The following is a 25,321-nucleotide window of genomic DNA, read 5'->3' on the forward strand; positions in this document are numbered from 1 at the left end:
GGGGGCGCTTCGCTGTGGTGCTTGGCGACGAAGGAAACCCTACCAGCTTCGGCGGGGTGGCCGTGAACAGGTATTTCCAGGTCGGGTGGGGCGGGGCGGGGCGGGGCGGGGCAGGGACGGGCAGGGCAGGGACGGGCGGGGCAGGGAAGGACGGAGGCGGGGACAGGAGAAGAGGTCAGGCGCGGAGGTAGGTGAGGACCGCCAGGACGCGGCGGTGGGTGTCGTCCGCCGGGGGGAGGTTCAGTTTGGCGAGGATGCTGCCGATGTGTTTGCCCACGGCCGCCTCGGAGACGACGAGTTGGCGGGCTATCGCCGCGTTGGACTTGCCCTCGGCGACCAGGGCCAGGACCTCGCGTTCTCGGGGGGTCAGGCGTTCCAGGGGGTCTCTGCGGCGGCGGAGCAGGTGGCGGACCACTTCCGGGTCGACGACCGTGCCGCCGGAGGCCACGGACTGGAGGGCGGCCTCGAAGTCCTCCACCTGGCCCACGCGGTCCTTGAGGAGGTAGCCGACACCGGAGCCGTCGCCGGAGTCGAGGAGTTCGGCCGCGTAGGTGCGCTGGACGTACTGGCTGAGGACGAGCACGGGAAGCGACGGCTGCCGCTCGCGGAGGCGGACGGCCGCGTGGAGGCCCTCGTCCTGGAAGCCCGGGGGCATCCGTACGTCGGTGACCACGATGTCCGGGGCGTGCTCCGCCACCGCCGTCAGCAGCGCGGGCGCGTCGCCCACCGCCGCGGCGACCTGGTGGCCGAAGCGGTCCAGCAGGGCGATCAGGCCTTCTCGGAGCAGCACGCTGTCCTCGGCCAGCACGATGCGCAGCGTTCGGTCCACTCGCGCAGTGTGCCATCCGGGGCGGGGGCGCCGCCGGGGACACCGGCCGGGCCCGGGGACACCGCTCAGGGGACACCACTCAGGCCGAGGCGCGCTTCCGGGCTCCGGAAGCCGTCTTCGAGGCCGTCTTCGAGGCGGTCTTCTTCGCCGACTTGGCCGCCGTCTTCGAGGTCTTCGCCGTCTTTGATGTCGTCTTCGCCGCGGTGCCCGACTCCGGCTCGGACGCGGTCTTCTTCGCCGCCGCCGTCTTCTTCGCCGGCGCCCTCTTCGCCGTCTTCTTCGCCGGAAGCTGCGTCACCTCCGCCACCTCGTCGCCCTCCGCCCGGCCTTCCTTCGCCGCGCGCACGCTGTTCTCCAGCGCCGCCATCAGGTCGAGGACCTTCCCTCCCCCGCCCGCCGCCGGCTCGCGTTCCGGTACCGGCCCGCCTTCCGCCTTGGCCGCGATCATTTCCTCGACGGCCTCCCGGTAGTCGTCGTGCAGCGAGCCGAGGTCGACCGAGCCGAGTGTGTCCATCAGGGCGTCGGCCAGGTCGAGTTCGGCCTCCCGTACGGTGACGTCCGTCTCCGGTGCGACGCCCTCCGGGGCTCGGATCTCGTCCGGCCAGAGCAGGCCGTGCATCGCGATCACGTCGTCGACCACCCGCAGCATCCCGAGCCGCTCCCGCCCCCGCAGGGCGAACTTGGCGACGGCCACCTTCCGGCTGCGCTTCAGCGCCTCACGCAGCAGGGTGTACGGCTTGGCCGCGGGCACGCCGGCGGCGGAGAGGTAGTACGCCGTGTCCATCTGGAGCGGATCGATCGAGTCCGCCGGTACGAACGCGACGATCTCGATCGTCTTCGCCGTCGGCAGCGGCAGCGCGGCCAGATCGTCGTCGGTGATCGGGATCATGGACCCGTCCCCGTCCTCGTACGCCTTGCCGATCTCCGGCGTCGACACCTCCTCGCCGTCCAGTTCGCAGACTTTCCGGTAGCGGATACGGCCGCCGTCCGTCTTGTGGATCTGCCGGAAGGAGATCGAGTGGTTCTCGGTGGCGTTGACCAGTTTGATCGGGATGCTGACCAGCCCGAAGGAGATCGCGCCGTTCCATATGGATCGCACGTTCCATCCCTTTCATCCGAGATTCACGAAATATATGGGATTCTCATCGTATGACGCCGATCACAGAGGTGGAGGGGCGACGCCTGGCGCTCAGCAACCTGGACAAGGTCCTGTACACCGCCACCGGCACCACCAAAGGCGAGGTCCTGCACTACTACGCCCGCGCGGCGGCCCCTCTGCTGGCCCATCTCGCCGACCGCCCCGTCTCCTTCCTCCGCTACCCGGACGGGCCCGACGGCCAGCTCTTCTTCACCAAGAACCCGCCGCCCGGTACGCCCGACTGGGTACGGATCGCCGAGGTGCCCAGAAGGACGGCCGACACCGGCCGACAGGTGGTGGTCGAGGACCTGGCATCGCTGATGTGGGCGGCGAACCTGGTGGTGGAGTTCCATACGCACCAGTGGCGCGCCGACGCACCCGAGCGCGCCGACAGGCTCATCCTCGACCTGGACCCCGGGGCGCCCGCCACCGCCGTGGAGTGCTGCGCGGTGGCGCTCTGGCTGCGCGAGCGGCTGGGTACGGACGGGCTGGAGGCGTACGTGAAGACCTCGGGGTCGAAGGGCCTGCACCTCCTCGTACCGCTGGAGCGCGCCCCGTCCGCCGAGGTCTCGGCGTACGCGAAGGGGCTGGCCGTCGAGGCGGAGGCGGCGATGCCGGAGCTGGTGGTGCACCGGATGCGGCGCTCGCTGCGGCCCGGGAAGGTCTTCGTCGACCACAGCCAGAACGCCGCCGCGAAGACCACCGCGGCGCCCTACACGCTCCGCGCCAGAGCGGAGCCGACCGTCTCCACTCCCCTGACCTGGGAGGAGGTCGCGGGCTGCACGGACGCCGGGCAGCTGGTCTTCCGGCTGGGGGACATCGAGGAGCGGCTGGAGCGCTACGGGGACCTCCTCGGCCCGCTCACCGACCCCGACAGCGCCGCGCCGCTGCCCTGAGCCAGGCGGGGACTTCGAAGACGACTATGAAGACAGTGAAGACAGGCCCTACACGCGCAGCCAGCTGTGGCGGTCCCGCGCCGTCGCGTACAGGGACTCGATGTCCGCCGGTTTCAGTACGCCCCCGAGCGACGCCAGGGCCGGGATCTCGGTGTCGCGCAGGATCCGTACGTCCCCCGGCGCCGGCAGGGCGTCCAGGCGTCCGGGCTCGACCACGGCCAGTACGGGGCGTACGTCGGCCGCCAGAGCGCGCGAGGCGCGTTCCGCGGCGCGGCGGGCCCAGCGGAGATGGGGCGCGGGCGCGGCGCGCCCCACGCGGACCAGCGGGTCCTCCACACCGACCCGGCGCTTCCGGGCCGGGAGCGTCCGTACGGCGAGGACGCCGGCCGGACCGATCGCCAGATGGTCGATGCGGGCGGCGCCGGGGAGCGGTATCGAGTGCAGCACCCGCCAGCCTGCGGCCTCCAGCCCGTCGAGCCGGTCACCGACGGCCTCCTGGGCCAGTAGTTCCGCCTGCCGGGGGTCCTGATGCCATCGGCGCCACAGCGGAGACGAGGGGGAGGAAGGGGACGAGGAAGCCCCGGAGGCCCCTGAGGAGCCGGAGGAGCCGGAGGACCGGGAGGACCCGGCAGCGCCTGCCGCCCGCGGCGCGTCCAGTTCCGACAGTTCCGCGTGGAGCGCCTCGCCCGGACGGTTCGGGGCCAGGTCGTCATCGGGGTGGAGCGAGAGCCGGTCGAGATCCGCCGGGGTCGGCACTCGCGGTGGCCCCACGGTCACCTCACCGGTGAGATACGGCGCCAGGGCGGACAGCACCTCGTCGCGCCCCGCTCCGGAGAGCACACTCACCCGGCCGGTGTCCTTGTCGTACCAGGCGACGGTCGTACCGTCCCTGAGGCTGACGTACAGCCGGTCCCGGCCCTGCCCGCGCGTCGGCGTGACGCGTAATCGGCTCATGCCCCACCACCCCCACGACCATGGGAACAGCACCCGGGCCACGGGGGCAAGAGCCTTCGGCCGCGGCAGCCCTCGGCCGCGGCAGCCCTCGGCCGCGACTCTCCGTCCCCGCCCCCGACCCCGGCGGGCCTCCCTGACCATTCCGTCCCGTATCGCGCGCCAGAATTCACCCCCGTGCGGCAGACTCTCCTCAGTACGCGAGTACGCGCTCCCTCGGCACGCGCCGGTCCTCCCTAAGGAAACCCACTCATGATCATCTTCGGCACCAAGGGCTACCTCTACCAACTGGCGATACTGACCCTGGTCTGCGGCCAGTGCGGCAACCCGTCGGCGCACACGCTCCGCAAGCGCGTCACCAAATTCACGCTGTTCTTCGTGCCGCTGTTCCCGTTCTCCACCAAATTCGCGACCCAGTGCACGTTCTGCGGCGCGGAGCGGCAGGTGACCAAGGAGCAGGCCGACCAGCTCATGGCCCAGGGCACCGGCCAGGCGGGCGGACAGGGGTACGGGCAGGGCGGCGGTCAGCCGTACGGGCAGCCGCAGCAGCAGAACCCCTACCAGCGCTGAGCGACAGGGAGAACGGGAACGGGCCGGGAGCCGCCTGAGGAGTCCGGCATGCCTTACGTCCCTACATAAACGGACATAAGGCACATCGCCTTGCTACGTTTCGTCGCATGACCGCAACGACGGCGGACGCTCCCCCACCCGCGATTCGCCGCCCCAAGCGCCGGGGAGTCGAACTCTCCCTCCTCGTCTGCGCCGTCCTCATCTCCGTCTTCGGCTACATCGCCGTCGGCCTCGGCAGGAACCACGCCGTACCGCCCGACGCGGCCGGATACGGCGCCGGTCTGGGCATGCTCGCCCTCCTCGCGCATATCGCCGTACGGCTGCGCGCACCGTACGCGGATCCCCTGCTGCTGCCCATCGCGGTGCTGCTCAACGGCCTCGGTCTCGTGCTGATCTACCGCCTCGACCTGGACACCCCGGGCGACAAGGCCGCGCCCACCCAGCTGGTCTGGTCCACGCTCGGTGTCGCGCTGTTCATCGTCGTCGTCGTGTTCCTGGTCGACCACCGGGTGCTTCAGCGGTACGCCTATCTGTCGGTCGCCACCGCGCTGGTGCTGATGATCGTGCCGATCTTCTTCCCCGCCGTGAACGGGGCCAAGATCTGGATCCGGATCGACGGACTGTCCTTCCAGCCCGGCGAGTTCGCCAAGATCCTGCTGGCCGTCTTCTTCGCCGCGTATCTCGCCGCCAACCGCAACGCCCTCGCCTACACCGGCCGCAAGGTCTGGCGGCTCCAACTGCCCACCGGCCGGGTGCTCGGCCCGATCGTCGCGATCTGGCTGCTCAGCGTCTTCGTCCTCGTCATCGAACGGGACCTGGGGACGTCGCTGCTCTTCTTCGGGCTCTTCGTGATCCTGCTCTACGTCGCGACCGGGCGCACCGGCTGGATCGCCGTCGGGCTGCTGCTCGCCGCGCTCGGGGCGTTCGCCGTCGGTTCGTTGGAGCCGCATGTCCACAGCCGCGTACAGGACTGGCTCGACCCGTACGCCTCCATCGCCGCCGGCCGCGGACCCGGCCAGCTCGCGCAGTCCCTCTTCGCCTTCGCCGCGGGAGGGATGCTCGGCACCGGACTCGGGCTCGGCCGGTCCATCCTGATCGGTTTCGCCGCCAAGTCCGACTTCATCCTGGCCACGGCGGGCGAGGAGCTGGGCCTGGTCGGCCTGACCGCGCTGTTCCTGCTGTACGCCCTGCTGGTCGCCCGCGGCTACCGCACCGCCCTCGCCGTGCTCGACCCCTTCGGCCGGCTGCTCGCCGTCGGCCTCTCCGCGATCCTCGCCCTCCAGGTCTTCGTCATCGCGGGCGGGGTGACGGGGCTCATCCCGCTGACCGGCATGGCGATGCCCTTCCTCGCGCAGGGCGGCTCGTCCGTCGTCACCAACTGGGTGATGGTCGCGCTGCTCATCCGGCTGAGCGACTCGGCCCGCAGCCCGCGCCCGGAGAACGCGGAGCCGGGCGTCATCGCGCCCGCCGAGGAGAACGGGAACGCCTGGAGGAACCAGTGGTGACCCGGCACGACCGACGGGAAGAGCCACACCGACAGGGAGAGCACTACCGACAGGGAGAGCAACGGTGACTCGCTATATCCGACGGACCGCCGCCTTCTGCCTCCTCCTTCTGCTCGCCCTGCTGGTCAACGCGGCCAGAATCCAGGTCATCGAGGCGCACTCCCTCGATCACAACCCCGCCAACCGCCGTGACACCGTGGCCCGTTACTCGCAGCCGCGCGGCACCATCCTCATCGGCGGCCGAGCGGTCACCGGTTCCCGGGACAGCGGACAGCAGCTGCGGTACGAACGCACCTATACGCGGGGCCCGCTGTACGCGCCCGTCACCGGCTACGCCTCCCAGACGTACGGCACGACACTGCTGGAGAACGCCGAGGACGGCATCCTCTCCGGTACGGACCCGATGCTCGCCCCGTTCCCCTTCTGGAACGAGATCACCCGCGGCCGGCGCCCCGGCGGGCACGTCGCCACCACGATCAAGGCGTCCATGCAGCGGGCCGCGTACGACGGACTGGCCGGCAGACGTGGCGCGGTCGCGGCCATCGAGCCGTTCAGCGGCAGGATCCTGGCGCTGGTCAGCAGTCCGTCGTACGACCCCGGGCAGTTGTCGGGCACCGGCGGGGCCGTCGACGACGCCTGGGCGCGGCTGACCGGCGCGGACGCGCAGCCCCTGCTCAACCGGGCCATCCGGCAGACCTATCCGCCCGGTTCCGCCTTCAAGATCGTGACGGCGGCGGCCGCGCTGGACTCCGGGACCGTCACCGATGTCGACGCCCCCACCGGCATCCCCGAGCCGTATGTCCTGCCGGGCACACGCACCGAACTGCCCAACGAGGCCGACGGGTGCGACAAGGAGTCACTGGACTACGCGATCAGATGGTCCTGCAACACGGTGATGGCCGGGCTCGGGGTCAGGACGGGGCTGTCCGCGATGGTGGCGACGGCGGAGAAGTTCGGCTTCAACGACACCGGCATCACGATCCCTTCGGGGGTCGCCGCGTCCCGTTTCGACACCCGCATGAGCGACGATCAGCTGGCGCTGTCGTCGATCGGGCAGTTCGACACGCGGGCCACTCCGCTCCAGATGGCGATGGTCGCGTCGGCGGTCGCGAACGGCGGGGAGCTCAAGTACCCCTTCCTGGTGGACCGGACCACCGACTCGGACGGCGACATCGTCTCCCGTACCGGCGAGCGCTCCTACCGGCGTGCGATGGAACCTGCCACGGCGCGGTCGCTGCGGCGGATGATGATCGGGGTCGTGGAGGACGGGACGGGGGCGAACGCGGCGATCGACGGGGCGACGGTCGGCGGGAAGACGGGGACGGCGCAGCACGGGGTGGACAACGCCGGTACGCCGTACGCCTGGTTCATCGCCTGGGCGCAGGCCGGCAATTCGAGCAGACCGGCGGTCGCGGTGGCGGTGGTCGTGGAGTCCGCGGAGGCGAAGCGGTCGGAGATCAGCGGCGGGGGCGACGCGGCGCCGATCGCGCGGGCGGTGATGCGGGAGGCGCTGCGAGACTAGGGCGTGTTGCGAAAGCAGCGCCGTCCGGTGGGGGAATGGCCGGGGAAATCGCCGGGGAATGGCTGGGGGATGTCTGTGGTGGACGGGGTCGCGGAGGCGCTGGCGCGGATCGAGCGGCTCGATCCCTCTCTGTGCGCCTTCATCGAGGTATGGGACGCGGAAGCCAGGGAACGGGCGCGGACGGTGGACCGCCGACTGCCGCTCGCGGGGCTGCCGTTCGCGGTGAAGGGACCGTCCGGCCTCCGGTCGTACGCGGCGGGGCGGCTGATCGCGGCGGGCGCGGTGCCGGTGGGGTCGACGGCGGTACCGGGGCCCGGCACGTACTGGCAGACCTGGGGGCAGGGCAGGCACGGCCGTACGGTCAACCCGTACCGCGCCGACCGTACCCCCGGCGGATCCTCCGCCGGGTCGGCGGTGGCGGTCGCGGCGGGCATGGTGCCGCTGGCGACCGGCAGCGACGGCGCCGGTTCCGTCCGGATCCCGGCGGCCTGGTGCGGGGTGTTCGGGCTGAAGACGACCAACGGGCTGCTGCCGTCCCCGGACCGTACCGGCCTGGCCTCGGCGGGGGTGCTGGCGCGTTCGGCGGCGGAGGCGCGGGCGTATCTGCGGTGTGTGGGGGGCGGTGACGAGGCGCCGCCGCCCGCTTTCCCCGTGCGCGCCGTCTTCTCCCCCGACCTGGGGTACGCGCGGCCGGACCCGGAAGTCGCGGCGGTGGTACGCGCGGCGGTGGACCGGCTGGTGGCGGCGGGGGTCGTACGCCTTGAACCGGCGCGGCGGCCGTTCACGCTGCTGGATCCGCGCGAGGCCTGGACGGCGATACGCGAAGGCGGCAGCCCGGAGAAGGCGGCGGGAGTACGGACGGAGAACGACCGGCGGCTCGACGCGCTCTTCGCCCGTACGCCGCTGCTGCTCACCCCGGTCACCCCCAACAGGCCGCATGGTCACGAAGGTCCGGGCGAGCTGTACTCCACCGCGCTGACCTGGGCGTTCAATCTGAGCGGGCATCCCGCCGCGAGCATTCCGGCCGGTTTCACGGCGGACGGATGTCCGGTGGGGCTGCAACTGGTGGCGGCGCGCGGGGCGGACGCCTCGCTCGCCGACATCGCCCTCGCGGCCCCCGCCGTCCCCGCCCCTGCCCCGCCCCCTCCTCTCGCTGCCCTCGCCCCTGCCCAGGCTCCTGCCCCTGCCCCTGCCCCTGCCCCGAAGCCGGCTACGTCAGCGCCTCCCGGCGCTCGCGCCACGCCGTAGGGACCGAGCCCGTGCCGGTGCGGGCGGCGACGATGCCCGCCGTGATCGCACAGGTCGTGTCGACATCGCCGAAGCCCTCCGCCGTCGACCAGAGCGCGGCGGCCAGATCGTCGCGGTGCCGGGCCGCCGTCCATACCGCGAACGGCACGGTGTCGTCGGCGCGGATCCGCTGGCCGTTGCCGAGCAGATCCGCCGCCTTCCAGGGCTCGGTGGTGAAGGACAGCTCCGCCGCCCGCGCCAGGCCGTCCCGTACCGGGCCATCGGGCGTGGCCTCCGCCACCGCCGCCACGGAGAGCTCGGACCGTACCGACAGCGCCGCCGCCGTCGCGACCGCCACCGCGCCCGCTATGCCCTGTGGGTGCGCGTGGGTCACCTCGGCCGACAGCACGGCCTGTTCGGCCACGCGGTCCAGGTCGGCCGCGAACCAGGCGCCGAGCGGCGCCACCCGCATCGCCGCGCCGTTGCCCAGGCTGCCGCCCTCGAACAGCCCTGGGGCCAGGGTGCGCCAGCTCGTCGGCTCCGCCAGCAGGGCCGGCAGCAGCATGTGCATACCGTGCCCGTAGCCCCGGGCCGGATCGGCGTCGTACGTGAGGGCGAAGCAGAGCGCGAGCCGGTCCTGGTCGATGGCGCCGCGTTCGTCGAGGACGCGTTGTACGGCGAGGGCCATCGCGGTGTCGTCCGTCCAGTGCCACTCCAGCTCCGGCGGGGTGATCCTGGCCCTGATCTCCGCGTACGCGCGTTGACGTTCGCGGAAGAGAGGGAACCAGCGTTCGCCGAAGGCGTCGCCCAGGGCGAGTCCTTCGAGGCTGCGGCGGGCGGCTGCGCGGTCGGCACCGGGGTGTGGGGCGGTCATACGCGCCATCGTGCCGTGCGGCGCGGTGTTACGCGGGGGATTCGGGCGTATATCCGCCATGAGCATGCCGCGGTCGGTCGCCGACGGACCCATCTATTGGTAGACGCGATGTCAACAAGTCGCGCACAGGGGATTGACGCCCTTGTTGACGAGCGGTCTCATAAGGGGTGACCGCCGGTAACACCGCTCGACGACCCGGCCGGCAGACCGACGTGGCGCCCTGGCCCGGCGCCCCGCCCCCGTGACCCGGCCCGGCGACCGTGACCCGGCCCGGTGACCCGGCGCGTCACACACAGCCCGTACTCCAGCCATGAGGTGCGCTCAGCCATGACGACAGTGACCGAACGCGACGTACAGCTGCTCCGCGACGCACTCGGCCCGCTCCGGGACCGCGAACAGGTCGCCGAGCGGCTGCTCGAATCCTCCGCCAAGCACTCCTTCGACCCCGACAAGGACATCGACTGGGACGCACCGGTCGAGGACGGCAAGTGGTTCTGGCCGCCGGAGCTGGTCTCGCTCTACGACACCCCGCTCTGGCGGACGATGTCCGAGGAACGGCGGATGGAGCTGGCCAGGCACGAGGCCGCGTCGCTCGCCTCGCTCGGCATCTGGTTCGAGATCATCCTGATGCAGCTGCTGGTCCGTCATATCTACGACAAGCCGGTGACCAGCAACCACGTCCGCTACGCCCTCACCGAGATCGCGGACGAGTGCCGGCACTCGATGATGTTCGCGCGGCTCATCAACAAGGGCGGCGGCCCGGCGTATCCCGTGCCGCGCTACTACCACAATCTCGCGCGCATCCTGAAGACCGTCTCCACCACCCCCGGTTCGTTCGCCGCCACGCTCCTCGGTGAGGAGATCCTCGACTGGATGCAGCGGCTGACCTTCCCGGACGAGCGGGTCCAGAGCCTCGTGCGCGGGGTGACCCGTATCCATGTCATCGAGGAGGCGCGCCATGTCCGGTACGCCCGCGAGGAGCTGCGCCGCCAGATGGTGACCGCGCCGCGCTGGGAGCGGGAGTTCACCCGGCTCAGCTGTGGTGAGGCCGCCCGCGTCTTCTCGGTCTGCTTCATCAATCCGCAGGTGTACGAGAACGTCGGCCTCGACCGCCGGCAGGCCGTCGCGCAGGTGCGCGAGAGCGGCCACCGCCGGGAGGTGATGCAGTCGGGTGCCAGGCGGCTCACCGACTTCCTGGACGACATCGGTGTGCTGCGCGGGGCGGGGCGCAGGCTCTGGAAGTCCTCGGGCCTCCTCGCCTGACCACCGCCCCCGCCGCGTCCCCGCCGCCTCCGCCGCCGCCTCTCTCGCCGCCGCCCCACGGTCGCACCGGCTGCCGCGCCATTCCCCGTCCCGCCCGGCCGCCCGGCGGTTACGCTGCGGACATGACCGCGCCCGCAACGCCCGCGTACCGAAGGCTCAGCGTCGAGGAGCGCCGTACGCAACTCCTCGACGCGGCCCTCGGCCTGTTCGCGCACCGGGCGCCGGAGGAGGTCTCGCTCGACGACGTCGCCGTGGCGGCCGGGGTGTCCCGGCCGCTCGTCTACCGCTACTTCAGCGGCGGCAAGCAGCAGTTGTACGAGGAAGCGCTGCGCTCCGCCGCCGACGAGCTGGAACGGTGCTTCACCGAGCCCCCGGTGGGGCCGCCGACCGGGCGGCTGGGGCGCGTCCTCGACCGTTATCTCGCTTTCGTCGACCAGCACGACACCGGGTTCAGCGCGCTGCTCCGGGGCGGCAGTGTCTGCGAGACGTCCCGGACGACCGCGATCGTCGACGAGGTACGGCGGGCCGCGGCCGAACAGATCCTGCTGCACCTCGGAACGGGCGGCGGCACAGGTGGCGGCGCGGCGGCGCCCGGCGCGCGGCTGCGGATGCTGGTGCGCACGTGGATCGCGGCCGTCGAATCCGCCTCGCTCATATGGCTGGACGAGGAGAAGCGCCCGCCCGCCGACGAGTTGCGCGACTGGCTGGTCGACCATCTGATCGCGCTGCTGGTGGTCACGGCCGCCGCCGACGAGGACACCGCGACGGCCGTCGGCGCGCTCGTGGCGTACGAACACCCGGACGGACCCGTGGGAGCGCTGGCCCGCCGGGTGCTGCCCCTGGTCAACGCGGCGGCGCACCTCACGTAGGGCGGCGCACCTCACGTAGGGGTGCGCCTCACCTAGGCGCGCGCCTCACGTAGGTGGGACGGGGGCCCGTGGATAAGACTGGGGGCGTGAGAAGCGAAGACACTCCCTTTGTCGGCGGGCCGCTGGACGGGCGCGTACTGCCCGTACTGACCGGACCGACCGGGCAGCCGCCCAAGTGGTACGAGGTCCCGGTGCCGGACGCGGACGGCGGGCCGCCCACCGTCTTCGCCTACCGTCGCGCCCCGGCCGGCTACACCAAGCGGCTCGGGATCCAGCGCGGCTGGAAGTACGAGTACGTGGCCGAGGGCCGCGAGCGGCACACGCTGAAGTGGCCCTGGTCGAAGCCCGGCGGCCGTACGGAGCGGAGCAGCGGTACGGACCAGGGCGACCGTCCCTCACAAGGATGATGCTGTTGCGCCACTCCGCCCATTAATGCGCTCTTCACATGCCATATCACCTCATCATCGCCTAGTGCTGGACTGCCCGTCCCGCAACCGGAGGTGATGACGTGTCAGGCAGAGTGTCGCAATCCGTCTGTACGGCGGCGCTGGCCGCCGCGACGGTCTTCGCGGCGGTGCCGATCGCGTCGGCGTCGCCGTCTCCCCCACCCGTCCCGGCGGCCGTCCCCTCGGCCGTTCCGGCGGCCGTCCCCTCCCCCTCGGCTTCCGCCGGGCCAGGTGGCCTCGGCGGACCCGAAGGCCTGGGCGGACCCGGAGTCACCGACGACGCCCCGCCCCGTACCGTCGCGGAGATGCTCACCCGGCTCCAACAGCTCTACCGCGAGGCCGAGAAGGCCACCGAGGAGTACAACGCCACCGCCGCCGAGCTGACCCGGCAGCGGGCGGAGACCAAGCGGGTGGACTCCGAACTCGCGCGGACCCGCTCCGCGCTGGCCCTCAGCCGCGTCAACGCCGGGCGGCTGGCCCGCGAGCAGTACCAGGGGCAGTCCGGTCTCTCCGGCTATCTGCGGCTGTTGCTCGCCCGCGACCCGCAGAGCGCCCTGGACGAGACGTATCTGCTGGCGCGCGCGGCACGCGGCAGGGCCGAGACGCTGAACCGGCTGACGGGCGGCGAACAGCGCGCCCAGGCCCTCGCCCAGGAGTCCCGCGAGGCCCTCGCCCGGCAGCAGGCGCTCGCCACGAAGCAGAAGCGACAGCGCGACATGGTCAGATCCCGGCTCCAGGAGGTCGAGAAGCTGCTCGCCTCCCTCAGCCGTGCTCAGATCACGGCACTCAACGCTCTCGAACGGGCCGGTACGGACAAGGCCCAGCGCGAACTGCTCGCCTCCGGCGCCCTCGGCGACGGCACACCCCAGGGCGCGGGCGGTCCCCAGGGCGCGGGCGGTCCGGCCGGCACGCCCGTCCGTATGGCGCCCTCCCGGGCGGGCCAGGCGGCCCTGGAGTACGCCGTCGCGCAGATCGGCAAACCGTACGAGTGGGGCGCCGAAGGGCCCGACTCGTTCGACTGTTCCGGGCTGACCTCGCGGGCCTGGGCGCGCGCGGGCCTCGCCATCCCCCGCACCAGCCAGGAGCAGTGGAGCGAACTCCCCAAGGTCTCGCTGCGCGAGCTGCGCCCCGGCGATCTGGTGGTCTACTTCCCGGGTGCCACGCATGTGGCGATCTATCTGGGCGACGGGATGGTGATCCAGGCGCCGCGCCCCGGCACCAGCGTCAAGGTCTCCCCCATCGCGGCGAATCCCCTGCTGGGCGCGGTGCGTCCGGACCCGGAGGCCGGGGCGCTCGCCCCAGGGGTGTACGAGCCGCCCGCACTGCCCCCGGGCGCGCTGGACGGCTCGGACTCCGGTTACGGCGAGGAGGCCGCACCGGAGGTCTGAACCGAGCCGAGTCGGGCGGCGGGCCCGGCGTCAGGCCGCGCCCGCCGCCTCCGCCGCCTCCGCCAGAAACGCGTTCGTCTTCTCCGGCTCGTAGAAGAAGTTCTCGAAGTCCGCCGGGTCGTTGAAGCCGTTCGCGAACCGGTCGGCGACCCGCGGCAACTGCCCCGCCGCGCCGATCAGGTTGAGGACATGCTCCGGCGGCACGCCCAGCATCGCGTTCGTCCACTTGGTGACATGCCGCGCGGTGTCCCAGTAACGGTCGAACGCCGACCGCATCCACGCCTCGTCGAACGGCCGGTCGCCATGGCTCACGATCGAGTCCAGATACGAAGCGGCGCACTTGGAGGCCGAGTTGGAGCCCTGTCCGGTGATCGGGTCGTTGGCGACGACGACATCGGCGACACCGAGCACGAGACCGCCGCCCGGCAGCCGCCCGACCGGCTTGCGTACGGTCGGCGCGTACCGCCCGGACAGGGTCGCGTTGGCGTCCGTCAGCTCGGCCTTCGTGGCGCGCGCGTACTCCCAGGGCGTGAAGCGTTCCATCAGCTTCAGCGTCAGCGAGAGATGCTCGGCGGGGTCCTTGATGCCCTGGAAGACATCGAGCGGGCCGCCGGGTATGCCCTCCCAGAAAAGTATGTCCGCGCGTCCGGAGGTGGTGAGGGTGGGCATCACGAACAGCTCGCCGACACCCGGCACCAGATTGCAGCGGACCGCGTCGTACTCCGGGTGCTCGGGGCGCGGGCCGAGACCGTGGACGTAGGAGACGGCGAGCGCGCGCTGCGGCGCGTCGTACGGGGAGCGCGCGGCGTCGCGGCCGAACATCGAGACCAGCTCGCCCTTGCCCGCCGAGACCAGCACCAGGTCGTACGTACGGGAGAAGAAGTCCAGGTCGGAGACTGCCGCCCCATGGATCACCAGTTGGCCGCCGCGCTGCGCGAAGGTCTCCATCCAGCCGGCCATCTTGACCCGCTGGTCCACGGACTGGGCGTAGCCGTCGAGCTTTCCGACCCAGTCCACGGCCCGGGAGGAGTCGGGGGCGGCGACCGAGACGCCCAGGCCCTCGATCCTCGGCGCCTGGGACTCCCAGAAGCCCAGCTTGAGATCGCGCTCGTGCTGGAGCGCGGTGTGGAACATGCACTGCGTGGACATGACCCGGCCGGACCGGATCTCGTCCGCCGTGCGGTTGGACATCAGGGTGATCTCGTACCCCTGCGACTGGAGCCCGAGGGCGAGCTGGAGCCCGGACTGGCCTGCTCCGACGATGAGTATCTTCCGCATGGCGGGTTCTCCGTTTGCGTACGTGATGCTACGTGTGGCGCCTGGTGTGGCGTACGTGGCTGCTGGTGCGGCGTGGATGACAGGGGTGGCATGGGGAATACGGGGGACGTACGCCACGTACGCGACATGTACGACAGACAGCGCCGAAAGACGACGTGAGGCGCGGTGACGCGGCGCGCGCGTACCGACGACCGACGTGGGCTGACATGGCTGATAACTGACGTCGACTCAGGCTACTCGGCTACTCCGGAGAGACGTCGAGCGCATGCCGCACCAGCGCGAGCAGCGACTCGACGGCCGTGTTCCGTTCGCGTGCGTCCATGATCAGTACAGGCACGCTCGGCGGAATCGTCAAGGCATCACGCACATCCGCCGGCTGGAACGCCGGTGTTCCCTCGAAGTGGTTGACCGCCACGACATACGGCAGTCCGCAGCTCTCGAAGTAGTCGAGCGCCGGGAAGCAGTCGGGCAGCCGTCGGGTATCGGCCAGCACGACGGCGCCGATCGCACCGCGCACCAGGTCGTCCCACATGAACCAGAAGCGCTTCTGGCCCGGGGTGCCGAAGAGGTACAGGACGAGGTCGTCGTCGAGGGTGATACGCCCGTAGTCCATCGCCACGGTCGTGGTGAGCTTGTCGGGCGTCGCGCTGAGATCGTCGATCTCGGCGCTGGCCTGGGTCATCAGCGCCTCGGTCTGGAGCGGCGGGATCTCCGAGACCGACCCGACGAAGGTCGTCTTGCCGACACCGAAGCCGCCCGCGACCACGATCTTGGTGGCGATCGGCGCGCGCGTACGGTCCAGCTGCCAGGGCTTGAGATCCTCTTCACGTTCGGGTTCGCGTTCAGGCTCGACGGCGGTCCGCGTCGAACCGGCCGAACCGGCCGAGCCGACCGGACCGGCGACGCCGAACGCGGCGATGACGTCAGAGGCGGCGGAGTCCACTCAACACCCTTTCCAGCAGTGCGTGGTCGGGCTGGCCGGTGTCGTGCCCGGTCCCGTACACACGGATCTTTCCCTGGTCGGCGAGGTCGCTCAGCAGCACCCTCACCACCCCCAGCGGTATCTTGAGCAGCGCCGACACCTCGGCGACGGTACGCATGCGCCGGCACAGCTCGACGATGGCGAGCATCTCCGGCATGACGCGCGACACGCCCGAACCGTCCGTCAGTTCCCTGCGCTCCTCGGCCGCTTCGAGGGCGGCGACGAAGGTCTCGACCAGCAGGACATGGCCGAACCGGGTACGTCCGCCCGTGAGCGAGTACGGACGCACCCGGGCGGGCCTGCGGTCGGAGCCGCGCACAGGCAGCCTGCGGGCGGGCTCGGCGGACAGGGTCACTTGGTGTTCTCCATCGACTTGCGCAACTCGTCGCGGAGTTCGGGCGTCAGTACGTGTCCGGCGCGGCCGACGAAGAGCGCCATGTGGTAGGCCACCACGCTCATGTCGCAGTCGGGGGTGGCGTGCACCCCGAGCAGCGAACCGTCGCTGATCGCCATGACGAAGACGCTGCCCTCCTCCATGGCGACCATGGTCTGTTTGACCCCGCCGCCCTCCATCAGCTTCGCCGCACCGATGGTGAGGCTGCCGATGCCCGAGACGATGGTGGCCAGATCGGCGCTGGAGCCGCGGGGGCCCTTCCTGCGCACGGGAGTGGCCGCCTCGGTGTTCAGCCCCGGGTCGGAGGAGAGCAACAGGAGTCCGTCGGACGAGACGACGGCGACCGAGTGAACCCCTGGCACCTCCTCGACGAGGTTGCTCAACAGCCAGTGCAGATTACGTGCTTCGCTGCTCAGTCCGAATGTGCCGGTCGCAGTCAACTGCGTGCCTCCTCGACTGTCTCCCCCGACTGTCCGGTATGTTCCTCGGTCCGTGCCGCGGAGGCTCTGGGCTCGCCCGCGTGCTCGGCCCGGTCAGACCGCTCCGACTGCTCCGACTGCTCCGTCAGTTCGGCCTCGACGTCGCGCCGGCCTTCCTTCGCCCCCCGGTGGAAGCCGCCGAGCCTGCGGCGCAGTGCTTCCGCGTCCACACTGCCGGTACGCGCGGTGGGCGCGGCGGCAGGTCTGACGATCTTGGGGGTGCGCTTGGGCAGCCCCTTGTCGGTGATGCTCTCCGGTCCGTCCGCGTCGGTCGGCTCGTCCGGCTCCGCCTCGGCGGATCGCGGCTGCCGGGGCAGCCGCATCGTGAACGTGTCCTGGTCGGGGCCGGTGGTCAGCGGCTCGCCGTCGTGGACACGCTCGTGGGAGTCGGGGCCGATGGCATACGGGCCGACGGCCGTGTCCGGGGTGGTCGTCCCGTACGCGGCGACGGCTCCGGTGCCGACGCCGGTGTCAGCGTCGGAGTCGGTGTCGGTCGTACGTTCGCGCTCCGGCGCGCTCGCCCCATGGGCCTCTTCGGCCTCGGCCCTGCGGATCGCCGCCTCGGCGGCGAGCACCATCGGGTCGACTTCCGGGACCGCGGCTTCGGCGGGAGCCGCGGGTTCCGCGGGCTTCCCGGCGTCTGCGGGCTTTCCGGCATCCGCGGGACTCCCGGCTTCCGCCGCCGGCCCCTTCAGCTCCGAACGGCCCCGGAGCGTGTTGGAGTTGGCCTCCGCCGTCGAGCCCGGCAGATGGAGCGCCGGGGACCCGGCCCCGGCTCCCGCCCGGTGCTGCGGCGAGGCGGCCGGGGACGCCGGAAGCAGTGCCTGCGGCAGTACGACGACAGCGGCCACACCGCCCTGCTGGTGCTCGCGCAGCTCGACCCGTACGCCATGGCGCGCCGCGAGCAGCCCGGCGACGCGCAGGCCGAGCCCCTCGCCCTCCGGCTCGCTCACGTACGGCTCGCGCGGAGCGCTGTCGCCCCCCTCGCGGACGTCCGGGCCGGCGAGCCGCGCGTTGAGCGCGGTGAGCCGGTCCGCGGACATGCCGATGCCCTGGTCCTGTACGGAGAGCATCACCTCGCCGGTCTCCAGCAGCCAGCCGGAGAGCTGGACCTCGGCCTCGGGCGGCGAGAAGGAGGTGGCGTTCTCCAGCAGCTCGGCCACGAGATGGCTGAGATCGTCCGCGGCGAACCCGGCCACCTGCGCGTGCGGCGGCAGGGACTGGATGGTGACCCGCTCGTACCGTTCGATCTCGCTGACTGCCGCGCGCAGTACGTCCACGAGCGGTACGGGCCCGGTCGAGCCGTGGCCATGCTCGTGGCCGGCGAGCACGAGCAGGTTCTCGCTGTGCCGGCGCATGACGGTGGCCATGTGGTCGAGCTTGAAAAGGGTCGCGAGCTGCTCGGGGTCCTGCTCGCGCTCCTCCAGGCCCTCGATGACACCGAGCTGGCGCTCCACGAGCCCGAGGTTGCGCAGCGAGAGATTGACGAAGGTGTGGTGCACGGTGTGGCGCAACCGCTGGAGCTGGGCGGCGAGTTCGGTGGTGCGCTCCTGGAGTTCGGCGCGCTGGGCGACGATCTTCTCGCGCGCGCCGATCAGGCCGAGCCGCTCCCTGTCCAGCTCCCCGGCGCGGGTGGAGAGGTCGAGGAGCTTGCTGTGCAGGCTGTTGAGGGACCGTACGACCTGCGCGAACTCGTCGTTGCGGCCGGTGAACCGGACCGGCTCCTCGGTCTCCGGCGCCGCCGAGAGGCGGGCCGCTCCGATCCGTACGACCGCGAGCGGGCGGGTGAGCGTCCGGGCGACGGCGGTGGAGACCCCGACGGCGATCAGCAGACAGCCGCCGAGCAGCGCGATCCGCAGTTCGAGGCCGGTGACGGCGTCGTCGCGCAGCTTTTCGAGCCGCTCCACCTGGCTGGTGCCGAGGCCCGACTCGACGCCGCGCATCTGGTCGATCCTGGCGGTGAGCGCGGATTCGACCTTCTCCTGGTCGGCCTCGCGGTCGGAGTCGGAGAGTTCGGGCCGGTCGGTGAGCCGGGTCAGATACCCCTCGGCGGTCTTGATCTCGGGCCCGGTGACGGTGCCGGTGAGGGACTCCCGCGCCTGGGTGTCCGCGCTCTGGTCGAAGTCGGCGAGCGCGCCCAGTTCGCGCACGTGTGCCTTCTGCGCGTCGGCGCTGAGGTCGTCGCGGAGCTGGTCGCTCTTCTCGCTGTCCGAGCCGGTCCCGGACTCGACGGGCAGGCCCGTGACCGGGTCGTACTGCGGTGCGGTGTCGGTGGGGCCGGGCACGGCGAGCGCGGCCAGCAGCAGTCCGCGGGTGGCGGAGGCCTGCTCGACGGCGCGGGAGAGCGCCCCGGGGGCGCGGGTGCCGTCGGCGGCCTCGGCCGGCGTCCGCTCGGCCAGTTCGTCGGCGAGGGCCTGGAGCTTGGCGATGACCTCGGAGTACGCGCGGTACGCCTCCAGCGCGGAGCCCTCGCCGGTGAGGGCGGTGCGGCGGATGGAGGGGACGGTGGAGAGATCGCGGAGCAGGCCGGGCGAGGCGGACGCGGTGGCCCGCATCTCGTCGATCTGCCGGTCGACCCGGGCGCTGCGGGTGTCCGAGATCGTGTGCTTGCCCTTGTCGCCCTTGCCGCCGCCCCCGCCGGGCTGCTCGTCGCGGCCCGCGGCGATATAGACGATGACCTCGTCGCGCTCGTCCGCGAGGGAGTGGCTGAGGATCACGGCCTGCCGGTTCAATTCGGCGAGGACGACCAGGTTCTGGGCATCGTTCAGCTCGGTGGAGGCGGTGAGTACGGCGGGGGTGCCTGCCGCGATGACGGTGACCCCCAGGACCGCGACACCGGCCACCAGCCGGTTGCGTACCCGCACTCGGCGTCCTTCCTGAGCCTTGGCGGCATCGGTCATGGAATTCCCGTGCGTGGCGTTCTGTGCTGTGGCGTGGTGAGCCATGGCGTTCCGGGCCGTCATCTCGGCGGCCGTGGCGTTCGCGGCCTGAGCGTTTCCGGCCTGAGCGTTTCCGGCTTTCTTCTTTCCGGACTTCTTCTTTCCAGACTTCGTGCCGGCCTTCGTGGCCGAAGTGGAGGAAGTGACCGAAGTGGTCGAACTGGTCCCGGCCGTGGTGTCCGAGGTGGCCTCGTCCCGCCCGACACCGATACCCCGAGGCCGCTTCTTCTGCACCGGTGCTCGCATTCTTGATTCGTCCGCCCATGAAGCAGAGGTGACGACCGGTCACTGCATGAGAACCCCCACCCCTGGCACGGCTGTCGACCATTCCAGCGCCCTTGGGAGGAAGGCGCGCATCGGCCGCTCCGCCACCTGAACGAGTGAACATCAAGAAGGAGTTGACGAACAACTCTTCCCACTCGGGGGCCCTCGTGAACATGGCGTGCCGGGTGGACCTTCCGCGCGCGCTTTGGCAGGATGCGCGCCCGCAGCTTCCCCTGTCCCCTCAATGCGGGCCCCTTCCTGTCCTCGTCCGGCTCCGTCCGGGACTCATTCTGACCGAATGAGAGCGGTTGACCTGGCGGAACGGACCGATCGGCACGGCGTGCAGACAGCGTGAAGAGTTCATGCGGATAACCGGGAGAGTCATGCACACTGGTGCGCATGCGTATCGAACTCGCCACCAGGCCCGGCACCGCCGTACGGCCCAATGAGGACTGGACTTCCGTGGTCCTGCCCGCAGAGGGCGAGGGGGGCGCGCTGGTCGTACTGGACGGAGTGACGCCCCCGGCCGGGGACGACGGATGTGTACACGGCGTGCCCTGGTTCACCGCCAGACTGGGTGGCGCGCTCGCCGAACTGTCCGGTTCACGACGGGATATGCCACTGGCAGAGATCCTCGCGGCATCCATCGCGCGTACGGCGGATGCCCATCGCGAAACCTGTGACCTTTCTCACGTACGTACACCTCAGGCGACCGTCGTCCTCGCACGCTGGGGTGCGGACACCGTCGAACATCTGGTGCTCTCCGACTCGGCGCTGCTGATGGAGTCACCGGGCGGCGAGGTGCGCGCGGTGCTGGACGGCCGTCTGGACCGGGTCCCGCGCGAGGCGCTGCGCTCGGTGGCCACGGCGGACGCGCTGCGCAACGCGGAGGGCGGCTTCTTCACGGCGGCGGCGGACCCGGCGGTCGCGGCGAGGGCGGTGACGGGCCGTACGCCGGCGGCCGAGGTGCGCGCCCTGCTGGCGCTGACGGACGGCGCGACCCGCTGGGTGGAGGTCTTCCGGGAGGGCGGCTGGGCGGACTGCCTGGCACTGGTGCGCAAGAACGGCGCGCAGGAGCTGATCGACCGGGTGAGGGCCTCGGAGTCGGCGGACCCGGACGGGGTGGCGTTCCGGCGGGGGAAGGCGAGCGATGACGCGACGGTGACGTACGTGGAGCTGTAGCGCGCGCGGACGCGGGGCCCGCCCCGCAGGGCACCCTCCCGCCCCCTCGTACCCCCTCGCCCCCCTCGCCCCCCCTCGCCCCTCCCGCTCCCTCCGCCCCCTCCTCCGCCCCCGTTCCCGGTCAGCTCTCGGCGCGGGCGTTCAGATGGTGGAGCAGCCGGGCCAGTTCGGCGACCTCGCCGCGGTCCCAGTCGGCGAGCTTCCGCACATACCGCTCGCGGCGCGCGTCGCGCACACGCCGGAAGCGGGTGCGGCCCTCGTCGGTGATCCGGACGAGCGAGGCGCGACCGTCGGCCGGATCGGGCTCGCGCGTCACCAGTCCCAGTTCCTCCAAGGCGCGCAGCTGACGGCTTATCGTCGCCTTGCCCACCCCGAAATAGGCGGCGAGTTCGGTGGCCCGCTGACAGCTGTTCTCCTCCAGCCGTACGAGCAGTCCGTACGCGGCGGGCTCCAGCTCGGGGTGGACCTCGCGCGCCATTTCTCCGGAGCTGGCCCGAGCGCGGCGCAGAAAGACCGCCAGTTCCCGTTCCAGTGCCAGGAATTCGTGGTCCACACCACTGCTTCCGTCGAGGGCGGGATCTTTCGCCGTACCATTTCCGTGCACGTCAGCACCCATCGCGCGCTTTTCCGCTCCTGAAAGTTTCTTTCGCCGACGACCGTTGCCGCAGCTCCGCCAGTATTTCGCAGGTTTATACCAACGGAAGCCGCGTGGCGCTCTTCCGTCGTAAGGGTCTACGTGCGTAGCGTCAATACTGGCATGTCCATTGCACTACATGTCGACGTGTCAGACCCGTCATGAGATCCCCCCACCGAGGTCTTCGGAGGCACGCAATGCCCGTGCACAGATCCGGAACGACCGGTCGTTCGTTCGCCACCGCGGCCGGCGCTCTCCTCGCAAGTCTCGCGCTCCTTCTCACCCTCCCGGGTGCGGCGGGCGCCACCACCCCGGCCGACCCACCGGCCGGCATCCCCGAACGCGGCTCGGCCCACATGGGCATGGGCGTCATCGAGCACGACGGCCAGGGCGGTCTGCCCCGCGCGGACCGCGTCGTCCAGACGGAAGGCGTGGACGTCTCCGGCCATCAGGGGAACGTCGACTGGGCGTCCCTGTGGAACAGCGGCGTGAAGTGGGCCTACGTCAAGGCCACCGAGGGGAACTACTACAAGAACCCCTCCTTCACGCAGCAGTACAACGGCTCCTACAACATCGGCATGATCCGCGGCGCGTACCACTTCGGTACGCCGAACGACTCCAGCGGCGCCAACCAGGCCAACTACTTCGTGGACGGCGGCGGCGGCTGGTCCCGCGACGGCAAGACCCTGCCCGGCGTGCTGGACATCGAGTGGAACCCGTACGGCGCGCAGTGCTACGGCAAGACCCAGGACCAGATGATCGCCTGGATCCGCGACTTCCTGACCACCTACAAGGCCCGCACCAGCCGCGACGCCGTGATCTACACGGCCACGAGCTGGTGGAAGGCGTGCACCGGCAACTACACCGGCTTCGGCTCCACGAACCCGCTCTGGATCGCCCGCTACGACACCACGATCGGTGAGCTGCCGGCGGGCTGGGGCTTCCAGACGATCTGGCAGTACACCTCGACCGGACCCATCGTCGGCGACCACAACCGTTTCAACGGCGCCCTGGACCGAGTCCAGGCCCTGGCGAACGGCTGACCTCACCGCGACACCGCGGTCCGGACCGGAACGGAGGACCGGTCGGGAGCACGCGGTGTCATAGGCGGTGTTCATACATGGCCCGGGGGGGACGGTAGTGGCCGCGGCCGGGGGATGGCGATGCCTGCGGCCGAGCCGGGGGGAACGGCGGTGGCCGCGGCCGGGACTCTCGTTCCGGGCGCGGCCACTTCCGTTACGTCGGCTGCCGGGGCCTCCTGTGCGTCAGGCCGCCGCCGTGACCAGGACCTCCGCCGGGGCCAGCGCGATGTCCAGGACCTGGCGGACATCCGTCACCGGGTGGACCTCCAGCTTGTCGAGGATCTCGGCCGGGACGTCGTCCAGATCCGGTTCGTTGCGCTTCGGGATCACGACCGTCGTGATGCCCGCCCGGTGCGCGGCCAGCAGCTTCTGCTTGAGGCCGCCGATGGGCAGGACCCGTCCGGTCAGCGAGACCTCGCCGGTCATGGCGACGTCCGTGCGGACCAGCCGGCCGCTGAGCAGCGAGGCCAGGGCGGTCGTCATCGTGATGCCCGCGCTCGGGCCGTCCTTCGGCACCGCGCCCGCCGGGAAGTGGATGTGCACGCCCCGGTCCTTCAGATCCGCCACCGGCAGTTCCACCTCGGCGCCGCGCGAGCGGAGGAAGGAGAGCGCGATCTGTGCCGACTCCTTCATCACATCGCCGAGCTGTCCGGTCAGGGTCAGGCCGGAGCCGCCCGTCTCCGGGTCGGCCAGCGACGCCTCGACGTAGAGGACGTCACCGCCCGCGCCCGTGACCGCGAGGCCCGTGGCCACGCCCGGCACCGCCGTGCGGCGCTCGGCCGGGTCCTGGGCGGACTCGGGCACGTGGTGCGGCCGGCCGATCAGCTTGCGCAGGTGCTCGGCGCCGAGTGCGAACGGCAGCTCCCGCTCGCCCAGTTCGTGCTCGGCCGCGACCTTGCGGAGCAGCCGCGCGATGGCGCGTTCCAGGTTTCGTACGCCCGCCTCGCGGGTGTACTCGCCGGCCAGCTTGCGCAGCGCGTCGTCCTCCAGCGTGACCTCGCCGGCCTCCAGGCCCGCGCGCTCCAGCTGCCTGGGCAGCAGGTGGTCCCTGGCGATGACGACCTTCTCGTCCTCCGTGTAGCCGTCGAGCCTGACCAGCTCCATACGGTCGAGCAGCGCCTCCGGGATCGCTTCCAGGACGTTCGCCGTGGCGAGGAACACCACGTCGGACAGGTCGAGTTCGACCTCCAGGTAGTGATCGCGGAAGGTGTGGTTCTGCGCCGGGTCCAGGACTTCGAGCAGCGCCGCGGCCGGGTCGCCCCGGAAGTCGGAGCCGACCTTGTCGATCTCGTCGAGCAGGACGACCGGGTTCATCGAACCGGCCTCCTTGATGGCCCGGACGATACGGCCCGGCAGGGCGCCGACGTACGTACGCCGGTGGCCGCGGATCTCCGCCTCGTCCCGTACACCGCCCAGCGCGACCCGGACGAACTTACGGCCCATGGCGTGCGCGACGCTTTCGCCGAGTGAGGTCTTTCCGACGCCGGGAGGGCCCACCAGGGCCAGCACGGCGCCGCCGCGACGGCCGCCGACCACACCGAGACCGCGGTCCGCGCGCCGCTTGCGCACGGCCAGGTACTCGGTGATGCGTTCCTTCACGTCCTCCAGACCGGAGTGCTCCGCGTCGAGCACGGCCTGGGCGCCTCTGATGTCGTACTCGTCCTCCGTGCGCTCGTTCCAGGGCAGTTCGAGGACGGTGTCCAGCCAGGTGCGGATCCAGGAGCCCTCGGGGCTCTGGTCGGACGAACGCTCCAGCTTGTCGACTTCCTTCAGCGCGGCTTCCCGCACCTTCTCGGGGAGGTCGGCGTTCTCGACGCGGGTCCGGTAGTCGGCGGACTCGTCGTCGTCACCCTCGCCGTTGATCTCTCGCAGTTCCTTGCGTACGGCGTCGAGCTGGCGCCGGAGCAGGAACTCGCGCTGCTGCTTGTCGACGCCCTCCTGGACGTCCTTCGCGATGGACTCGGCGACATCCTGTTCGGCGAGGTGTTCGCGCAGCTGCTCGGTGGCGAGCTTGAGCCGGGCCACCGGGTCGGTGGTCTCCAGCAGCGCCACCTTCTGGGCGGTGGTCAGGAACGGCGAGTAACCGGAATTGTCGGCGAGCGTGGACACGTCGTCGATCTGCTGGACGCGGTCCACCACCTGCCAGGCGCCGCGCTTCTTGAGCCAGTCGGTGGCGAGCGCCTTGTATTCCTTGATCAGCTCGGTCACGGACCCGGGGATGGGGTCGGGCGCCGTCTCGTCGACGGCGATGCCCTCGATCCAGAGGGCCGCGCCGGGCCCGGTCGTACCGGCACCGATGCGCACGCGGCCCCGGCCGCGGATCAGCGCGCCCGGATCCCCGTCGGAGAGCCGGCCGACCTGCTCGACGGTTCCCAGCACACCCGTCCCGGCGTACGTCCCGTCGATGCGCGGCACGAGCAGCACCTTGGGCTTTCCGCCGCCGTCGCCCCCGTCACGGGCGGCCGCCTGCGCGGCCTCCACCGCGGCGCGGACTTCGGCGTCGGACAGATCCAGAGGCACCACCATGCCGGGCAGGACGACCTCGTCGTCGAGCGGCAGCACGGGAAGCGTGAGCGATGTGGAGGTGTCAGCCATGATCTCCCCTTCGG

The 25,321-nt window shown here is 71.3% G+C and carries 22 protein-coding genes; 11 read left to right on the forward strand and 11 right to left on the reverse strand.

Features of this window, described 5'->3' with window-relative positions; translation table 11 throughout:
- Positions 1 to 175: 175 nt before the first annotated feature.
- Positions 176 to 808 carry a response regulator transcription factor gene (locus CU044_RS21370; RefSeq protein ID WP_129770874.1) on the reverse strand — a complete coding sequence of 211 codons (633 nt, stop codon included), beginning with the start codon at positions 806 to 808 and terminating at the stop codon, positions 176 to 178.
- A gap of 100 nt (positions 809 to 908) precedes the next feature.
- The gene (locus tag CU044_RS21375; RefSeq protein ID WP_129770343.1) at positions 909 to 1,928 is read right to left on the reverse strand and encodes a Ku protein; all 1,020 of its coding nucleotides are present in this window, start codon (positions 1,926 to 1,928) and stop codon (positions 909 to 911) included.
- 50 nt (positions 1,929 to 1,978) lie between these two features.
- On the opposite strand from CU044_RS21375, the gene ligD reads away from it, so the two are divergent.
- Positions 1,979 to 2,863, forward strand: a complete 885-nt coding sequence (gene ligD / locus CU044_RS21380) for a non-homologous end-joining DNA ligase (protein ID WP_129770344.1) — start codon at positions 1,979 to 1,981, stop codon at positions 2,861 to 2,863.
- Between the two features lie 48 nt (positions 2,864 to 2,911).
- Here ligD and CU044_RS21385 read toward each other — a convergent pair whose 3' ends face one another.
- A complete protein-coding gene (locus CU044_RS21385) occupies positions 2,912 to 3,817 on the reverse strand; it encodes a nuclease-related domain-containing protein (RefSeq protein WP_129770345.1) in 906 nt (301 codons plus the stop codon).
- Positions 3,818 to 4,066: 249 nt separating this feature from the next.
- Here CU044_RS21385 and CU044_RS21390 point away from each other — a divergent pair, with 249 nt between their 5' ends.
- The 4 genes from CU044_RS21390 (at position 4,067) to CU044_RS21405 (ending at position 8,659) form a co-directional block, all read left to right on the forward strand.
- Complete coding sequence (locus CU044_RS21390; RefSeq protein WP_129770346.1) at positions 4,067 to 4,384, forward strand: zinc-ribbon domain-containing protein; 318 nt, start codon at positions 4,067 to 4,069, stop codon at positions 4,382 to 4,384.
- Positions 4,385 to 4,491: 107 nt separating this feature from the next.
- On the forward strand, positions 4,492 to 5,889 hold the full coding sequence (locus tag CU044_RS21395) for an FtsW/RodA/SpoVE family cell cycle protein (RefSeq protein ID WP_129770347.1): 1,398 nt from the start codon (positions 4,492 to 4,494) through the stop codon (positions 5,887 to 5,889).
- Positions 5,890 to 5,953: 64 nt separating this feature from the next.
- The gene (locus CU044_RS21400; RefSeq protein ID WP_129770348.1) at positions 5,954 to 7,411 is read left to right on the forward strand and encodes a penicillin-binding transpeptidase domain-containing protein; all 1,458 of its coding nucleotides are present in this window, start codon (positions 5,954 to 5,956) and stop codon (positions 7,409 to 7,411) included.
- Positions 7,412 to 7,480: 69 nt separating this feature from the next.
- On the forward strand, positions 7,481 to 8,659 hold the full coding sequence (locus CU044_RS21405; protein WP_129770349.1) for an amidase family protein: 1,179 nt from the start codon (positions 7,481 to 7,483) through the stop codon (positions 8,657 to 8,659).
- Here the strand turns inward: CU044_RS21405 and CU044_RS21410 are convergent.
- The gene (locus CU044_RS21410) at positions 8,622 to 9,512 is read right to left on the reverse strand and encodes an ADP-ribosylglycohydrolase family protein (RefSeq protein ID WP_129770350.1); all 891 of its coding nucleotides are present in this window, start codon (positions 9,510 to 9,512) and stop codon (positions 8,622 to 8,624) included. The genes CU044_RS21405 and CU044_RS21410 overlap by 38 nt on opposite strands.
- Positions 9,513 to 9,839: 327 nt before the next feature.
- Here CU044_RS21410 and CU044_RS21415 point away from each other — a divergent pair, with 327 nt between their 5' ends.
- From CU044_RS21415 to CU044_RS21430, 4 genes are all read left to right on the forward strand, one after another.
- Positions 9,840 to 10,775: a diiron oxygenase gene (locus CU044_RS21415; RefSeq protein WP_129770351.1), complete on the forward strand. Its 936-nt coding sequence runs from the start codon at positions 9,840 to 9,842 to the stop codon at positions 10,773 to 10,775.
- A gap of 122 nt (positions 10,776 to 10,897) precedes the next feature.
- Entirely contained in the window at positions 10,898 to 11,644 is a 747-nt protein-coding gene (locus CU044_RS21420) for a TetR/AcrR family transcriptional regulator (protein WP_129770352.1), read from the forward strand.
- Between the two features lie 86 nt (positions 11,645 to 11,730).
- On the forward strand, positions 11,731 to 12,051 hold the full coding sequence (locus CU044_RS21425) for a hypothetical protein (RefSeq protein WP_129770353.1): 321 nt from the start codon (positions 11,731 to 11,733) through the stop codon (positions 12,049 to 12,051).
- 101 nt (positions 12,052 to 12,152) lie between these two features.
- The gene (locus CU044_RS21430; protein ID WP_240045754.1) at positions 12,153 to 13,478 is read left to right on the forward strand and encodes a C40 family peptidase; all 1,326 of its coding nucleotides are present in this window, start codon (positions 12,153 to 12,155) and stop codon (positions 13,476 to 13,478) included.
- Positions 13,479 to 13,508: 30 nt separating this feature from the next.
- Here the strand turns inward: CU044_RS21430 and CU044_RS21435 are convergent, their stop codons facing one another.
- From CU044_RS21435 to CU044_RS21455, 5 genes are all read right to left on the reverse strand, one after another.
- Positions 13,509 to 14,756: a styrene monooxygenase/indole monooxygenase family protein gene (locus CU044_RS21435; protein WP_129770354.1), complete on the reverse strand. Its 1,248-nt coding sequence runs from the start codon at positions 14,754 to 14,756 to the stop codon at positions 13,509 to 13,511.
- Positions 14,757 to 14,997: 241 nt separating this feature from the next.
- Complete coding sequence (locus CU044_RS21440; RefSeq protein ID WP_193564029.1) at positions 14,998 to 15,699, reverse strand: ATP/GTP-binding protein; 702 nt, start codon at positions 15,697 to 15,699, stop codon at positions 14,998 to 15,000.
- Positions 15,680 to 16,093: a DUF742 domain-containing protein gene (locus tag CU044_RS21445; RefSeq protein ID WP_129770355.1), complete on the reverse strand. Its 414-nt coding sequence runs from the start codon at positions 16,091 to 16,093 to the stop codon at positions 15,680 to 15,682. Before CU044_RS21445 ends, CU044_RS21440 begins: the two co-directional genes overlap by 20 nt.
- Positions 16,090 to 16,572: a roadblock/LC7 domain-containing protein gene (locus tag CU044_RS21450; RefSeq protein WP_129770356.1), complete on the reverse strand. Its 483-nt coding sequence runs from the start codon at positions 16,570 to 16,572 to the stop codon at positions 16,090 to 16,092. Before CU044_RS21450 ends, CU044_RS21445 begins: the two co-directional genes overlap by 4 nt.
- On the reverse strand, positions 16,569 to 19,511 hold the full coding sequence (locus CU044_RS21455) for a nitrate- and nitrite sensing domain-containing protein (protein ID WP_240045755.1): 2,943 nt from the start codon (positions 19,509 to 19,511) through the stop codon (positions 16,569 to 16,571). The genes CU044_RS21450 and CU044_RS21455 overlap by 4 nt, the downstream gene beginning before the upstream one ends.
- A gap of 702 nt (positions 19,512 to 20,213) precedes the next feature.
- On the opposite strand from CU044_RS21455, the gene CU044_RS21460 reads away from it, so the two are divergent.
- A complete protein-coding gene (locus CU044_RS21460) occupies positions 20,214 to 20,996 on the forward strand; it encodes a protein phosphatase 2C domain-containing protein (RefSeq protein ID WP_129770357.1) in 783 nt (260 codons plus the stop codon).
- Between the two features lie 121 nt (positions 20,997 to 21,117).
- Here the strand turns inward: CU044_RS21460 and CU044_RS21465 are convergent, their stop codons facing one another.
- Positions 21,118 to 21,612, reverse strand: coding sequence for a MarR family transcriptional regulator (locus tag CU044_RS21465; protein WP_129770358.1), 495 nt, complete (start codon positions 21,610 to 21,612; stop codon positions 21,118 to 21,120).
- A 215-nt stretch (positions 21,613 to 21,827) separates the two neighbouring features.
- Between CU044_RS21465 and CU044_RS21470 the strand changes: the two genes are divergently transcribed.
- Positions 21,828 to 22,673 (forward strand): lysozyme, encoded by an 846-nt coding sequence (locus CU044_RS21470; RefSeq protein ID WP_129770359.1) that lies wholly within the window; start codon positions 21,828 to 21,830, stop codon positions 22,671 to 22,673.
- 222 nt (positions 22,674 to 22,895) lie between these two features.
- On the opposite strand, the gene lon is transcribed toward CU044_RS21470, so the two are convergent.
- The gene (gene lon, locus CU044_RS21475) at positions 22,896 to 25,307 is read right to left on the reverse strand and encodes an endopeptidase La (protein ID WP_129770360.1); all 2,412 of its coding nucleotides are present in this window, start codon (positions 25,305 to 25,307) and stop codon (positions 22,896 to 22,898) included.
- Positions 25,308 to 25,321: the final 14 nt, after the last annotated feature.

The sequence above is a fragment of the Streptomyces sp. L-9-10 genome (assembly GCF_004151105.1).
Classification (GTDB): Bacteria; Actinomycetota; Actinomycetes; order Streptomycetales; family Streptomycetaceae; genus Streptomyces.

What these genes read in the sequence shown, in the direction of transcription:
- CU044_RS21405 (WP_129770349.1), top strand. Translation starts at nt 7,481, where the DNA reads ATGTCTGTGGTGGACGGGGTCGCGGAGGCGCTGGCGCGGATCGAGCGG.
- CU044_RS21410 (WP_129770350.1), bottom strand. Translation starts at nt 9,512, where the DNA reads ATGACCGCCCCACACCCCGGTGCCGACCGCGCAGCCGCCCGCCGCAGC.
- CU044_RS21420 (WP_129770352.1), top strand. Translation starts at nt 10,898, where the DNA reads ATGACCGCGCCCGCAACGCCCGCGTACCGAAGGCTCAGCGTCGAGGAG.
- ligD (WP_129770344.1), top strand. Translation starts at nt 1,979, where the DNA reads ATGACGCCGATCACAGAGGTGGAGGGGCGACGCCTGGCGCTCAGCAAC.
- CU044_RS21415 (WP_129770351.1), top strand. Translation starts at nt 9,840, where the DNA reads ATGACGACAGTGACCGAACGCGACGTACAGCTGCTCCGCGACGCACTC.
- CU044_RS21395 (WP_129770347.1), top strand. Translation starts at nt 4,492, where the DNA reads ATGACCGCAACGACGGCGGACGCTCCCCCACCCGCGATTCGCCGCCCC.
- CU044_RS21390 (WP_129770346.1), top strand. Translation starts at nt 4,067, where the DNA reads ATGATCATCTTCGGCACCAAGGGCTACCTCTACCAACTGGCGATACTG.
- CU044_RS21435 (WP_129770354.1), bottom strand. Translation starts at nt 14,756, where the DNA reads ATGCGGAAGATACTCATCGTCGGAGCAGGCCAGTCCGGGCTCCAGCTC.
- CU044_RS21385 (WP_129770345.1), bottom strand. Translation starts at nt 3,817, where the DNA reads ATGAGCCGATTACGCGTCACGCCGACGCGCGGGCAGGGCCGGGACCGG.
- CU044_RS21465 (WP_129770358.1), bottom strand. Translation starts at nt 21,612, where the DNA reads ATGGGTGCTGACGTGCACGGAAATGGTACGGCGAAAGATCCCGCCCTC.
- CU044_RS21460 (WP_129770357.1), top strand. Translation starts at nt 20,214, where the DNA reads ATGCGTATCGAACTCGCCACCAGGCCCGGCACCGCCGTACGGCCCAAT.
- lon (WP_129770360.1), bottom strand. Translation starts at nt 25,307, where the DNA reads ATGGCTGACACCTCCACATCGCTCACGCTTCCCGTGCTGCCGCTCGAC.
- CU044_RS21470 (WP_129770359.1), top strand. Translation starts at nt 21,828, where the DNA reads ATGCCCGTGCACAGATCCGGAACGACCGGTCGTTCGTTCGCCACCGCG.
- CU044_RS21455 (WP_240045755.1), bottom strand. Translation starts at nt 19,511, where the DNA reads ATGACCGATGCCGCCAAGGCTCAGGAAGGACGCCGAGTGCGGGTACGC.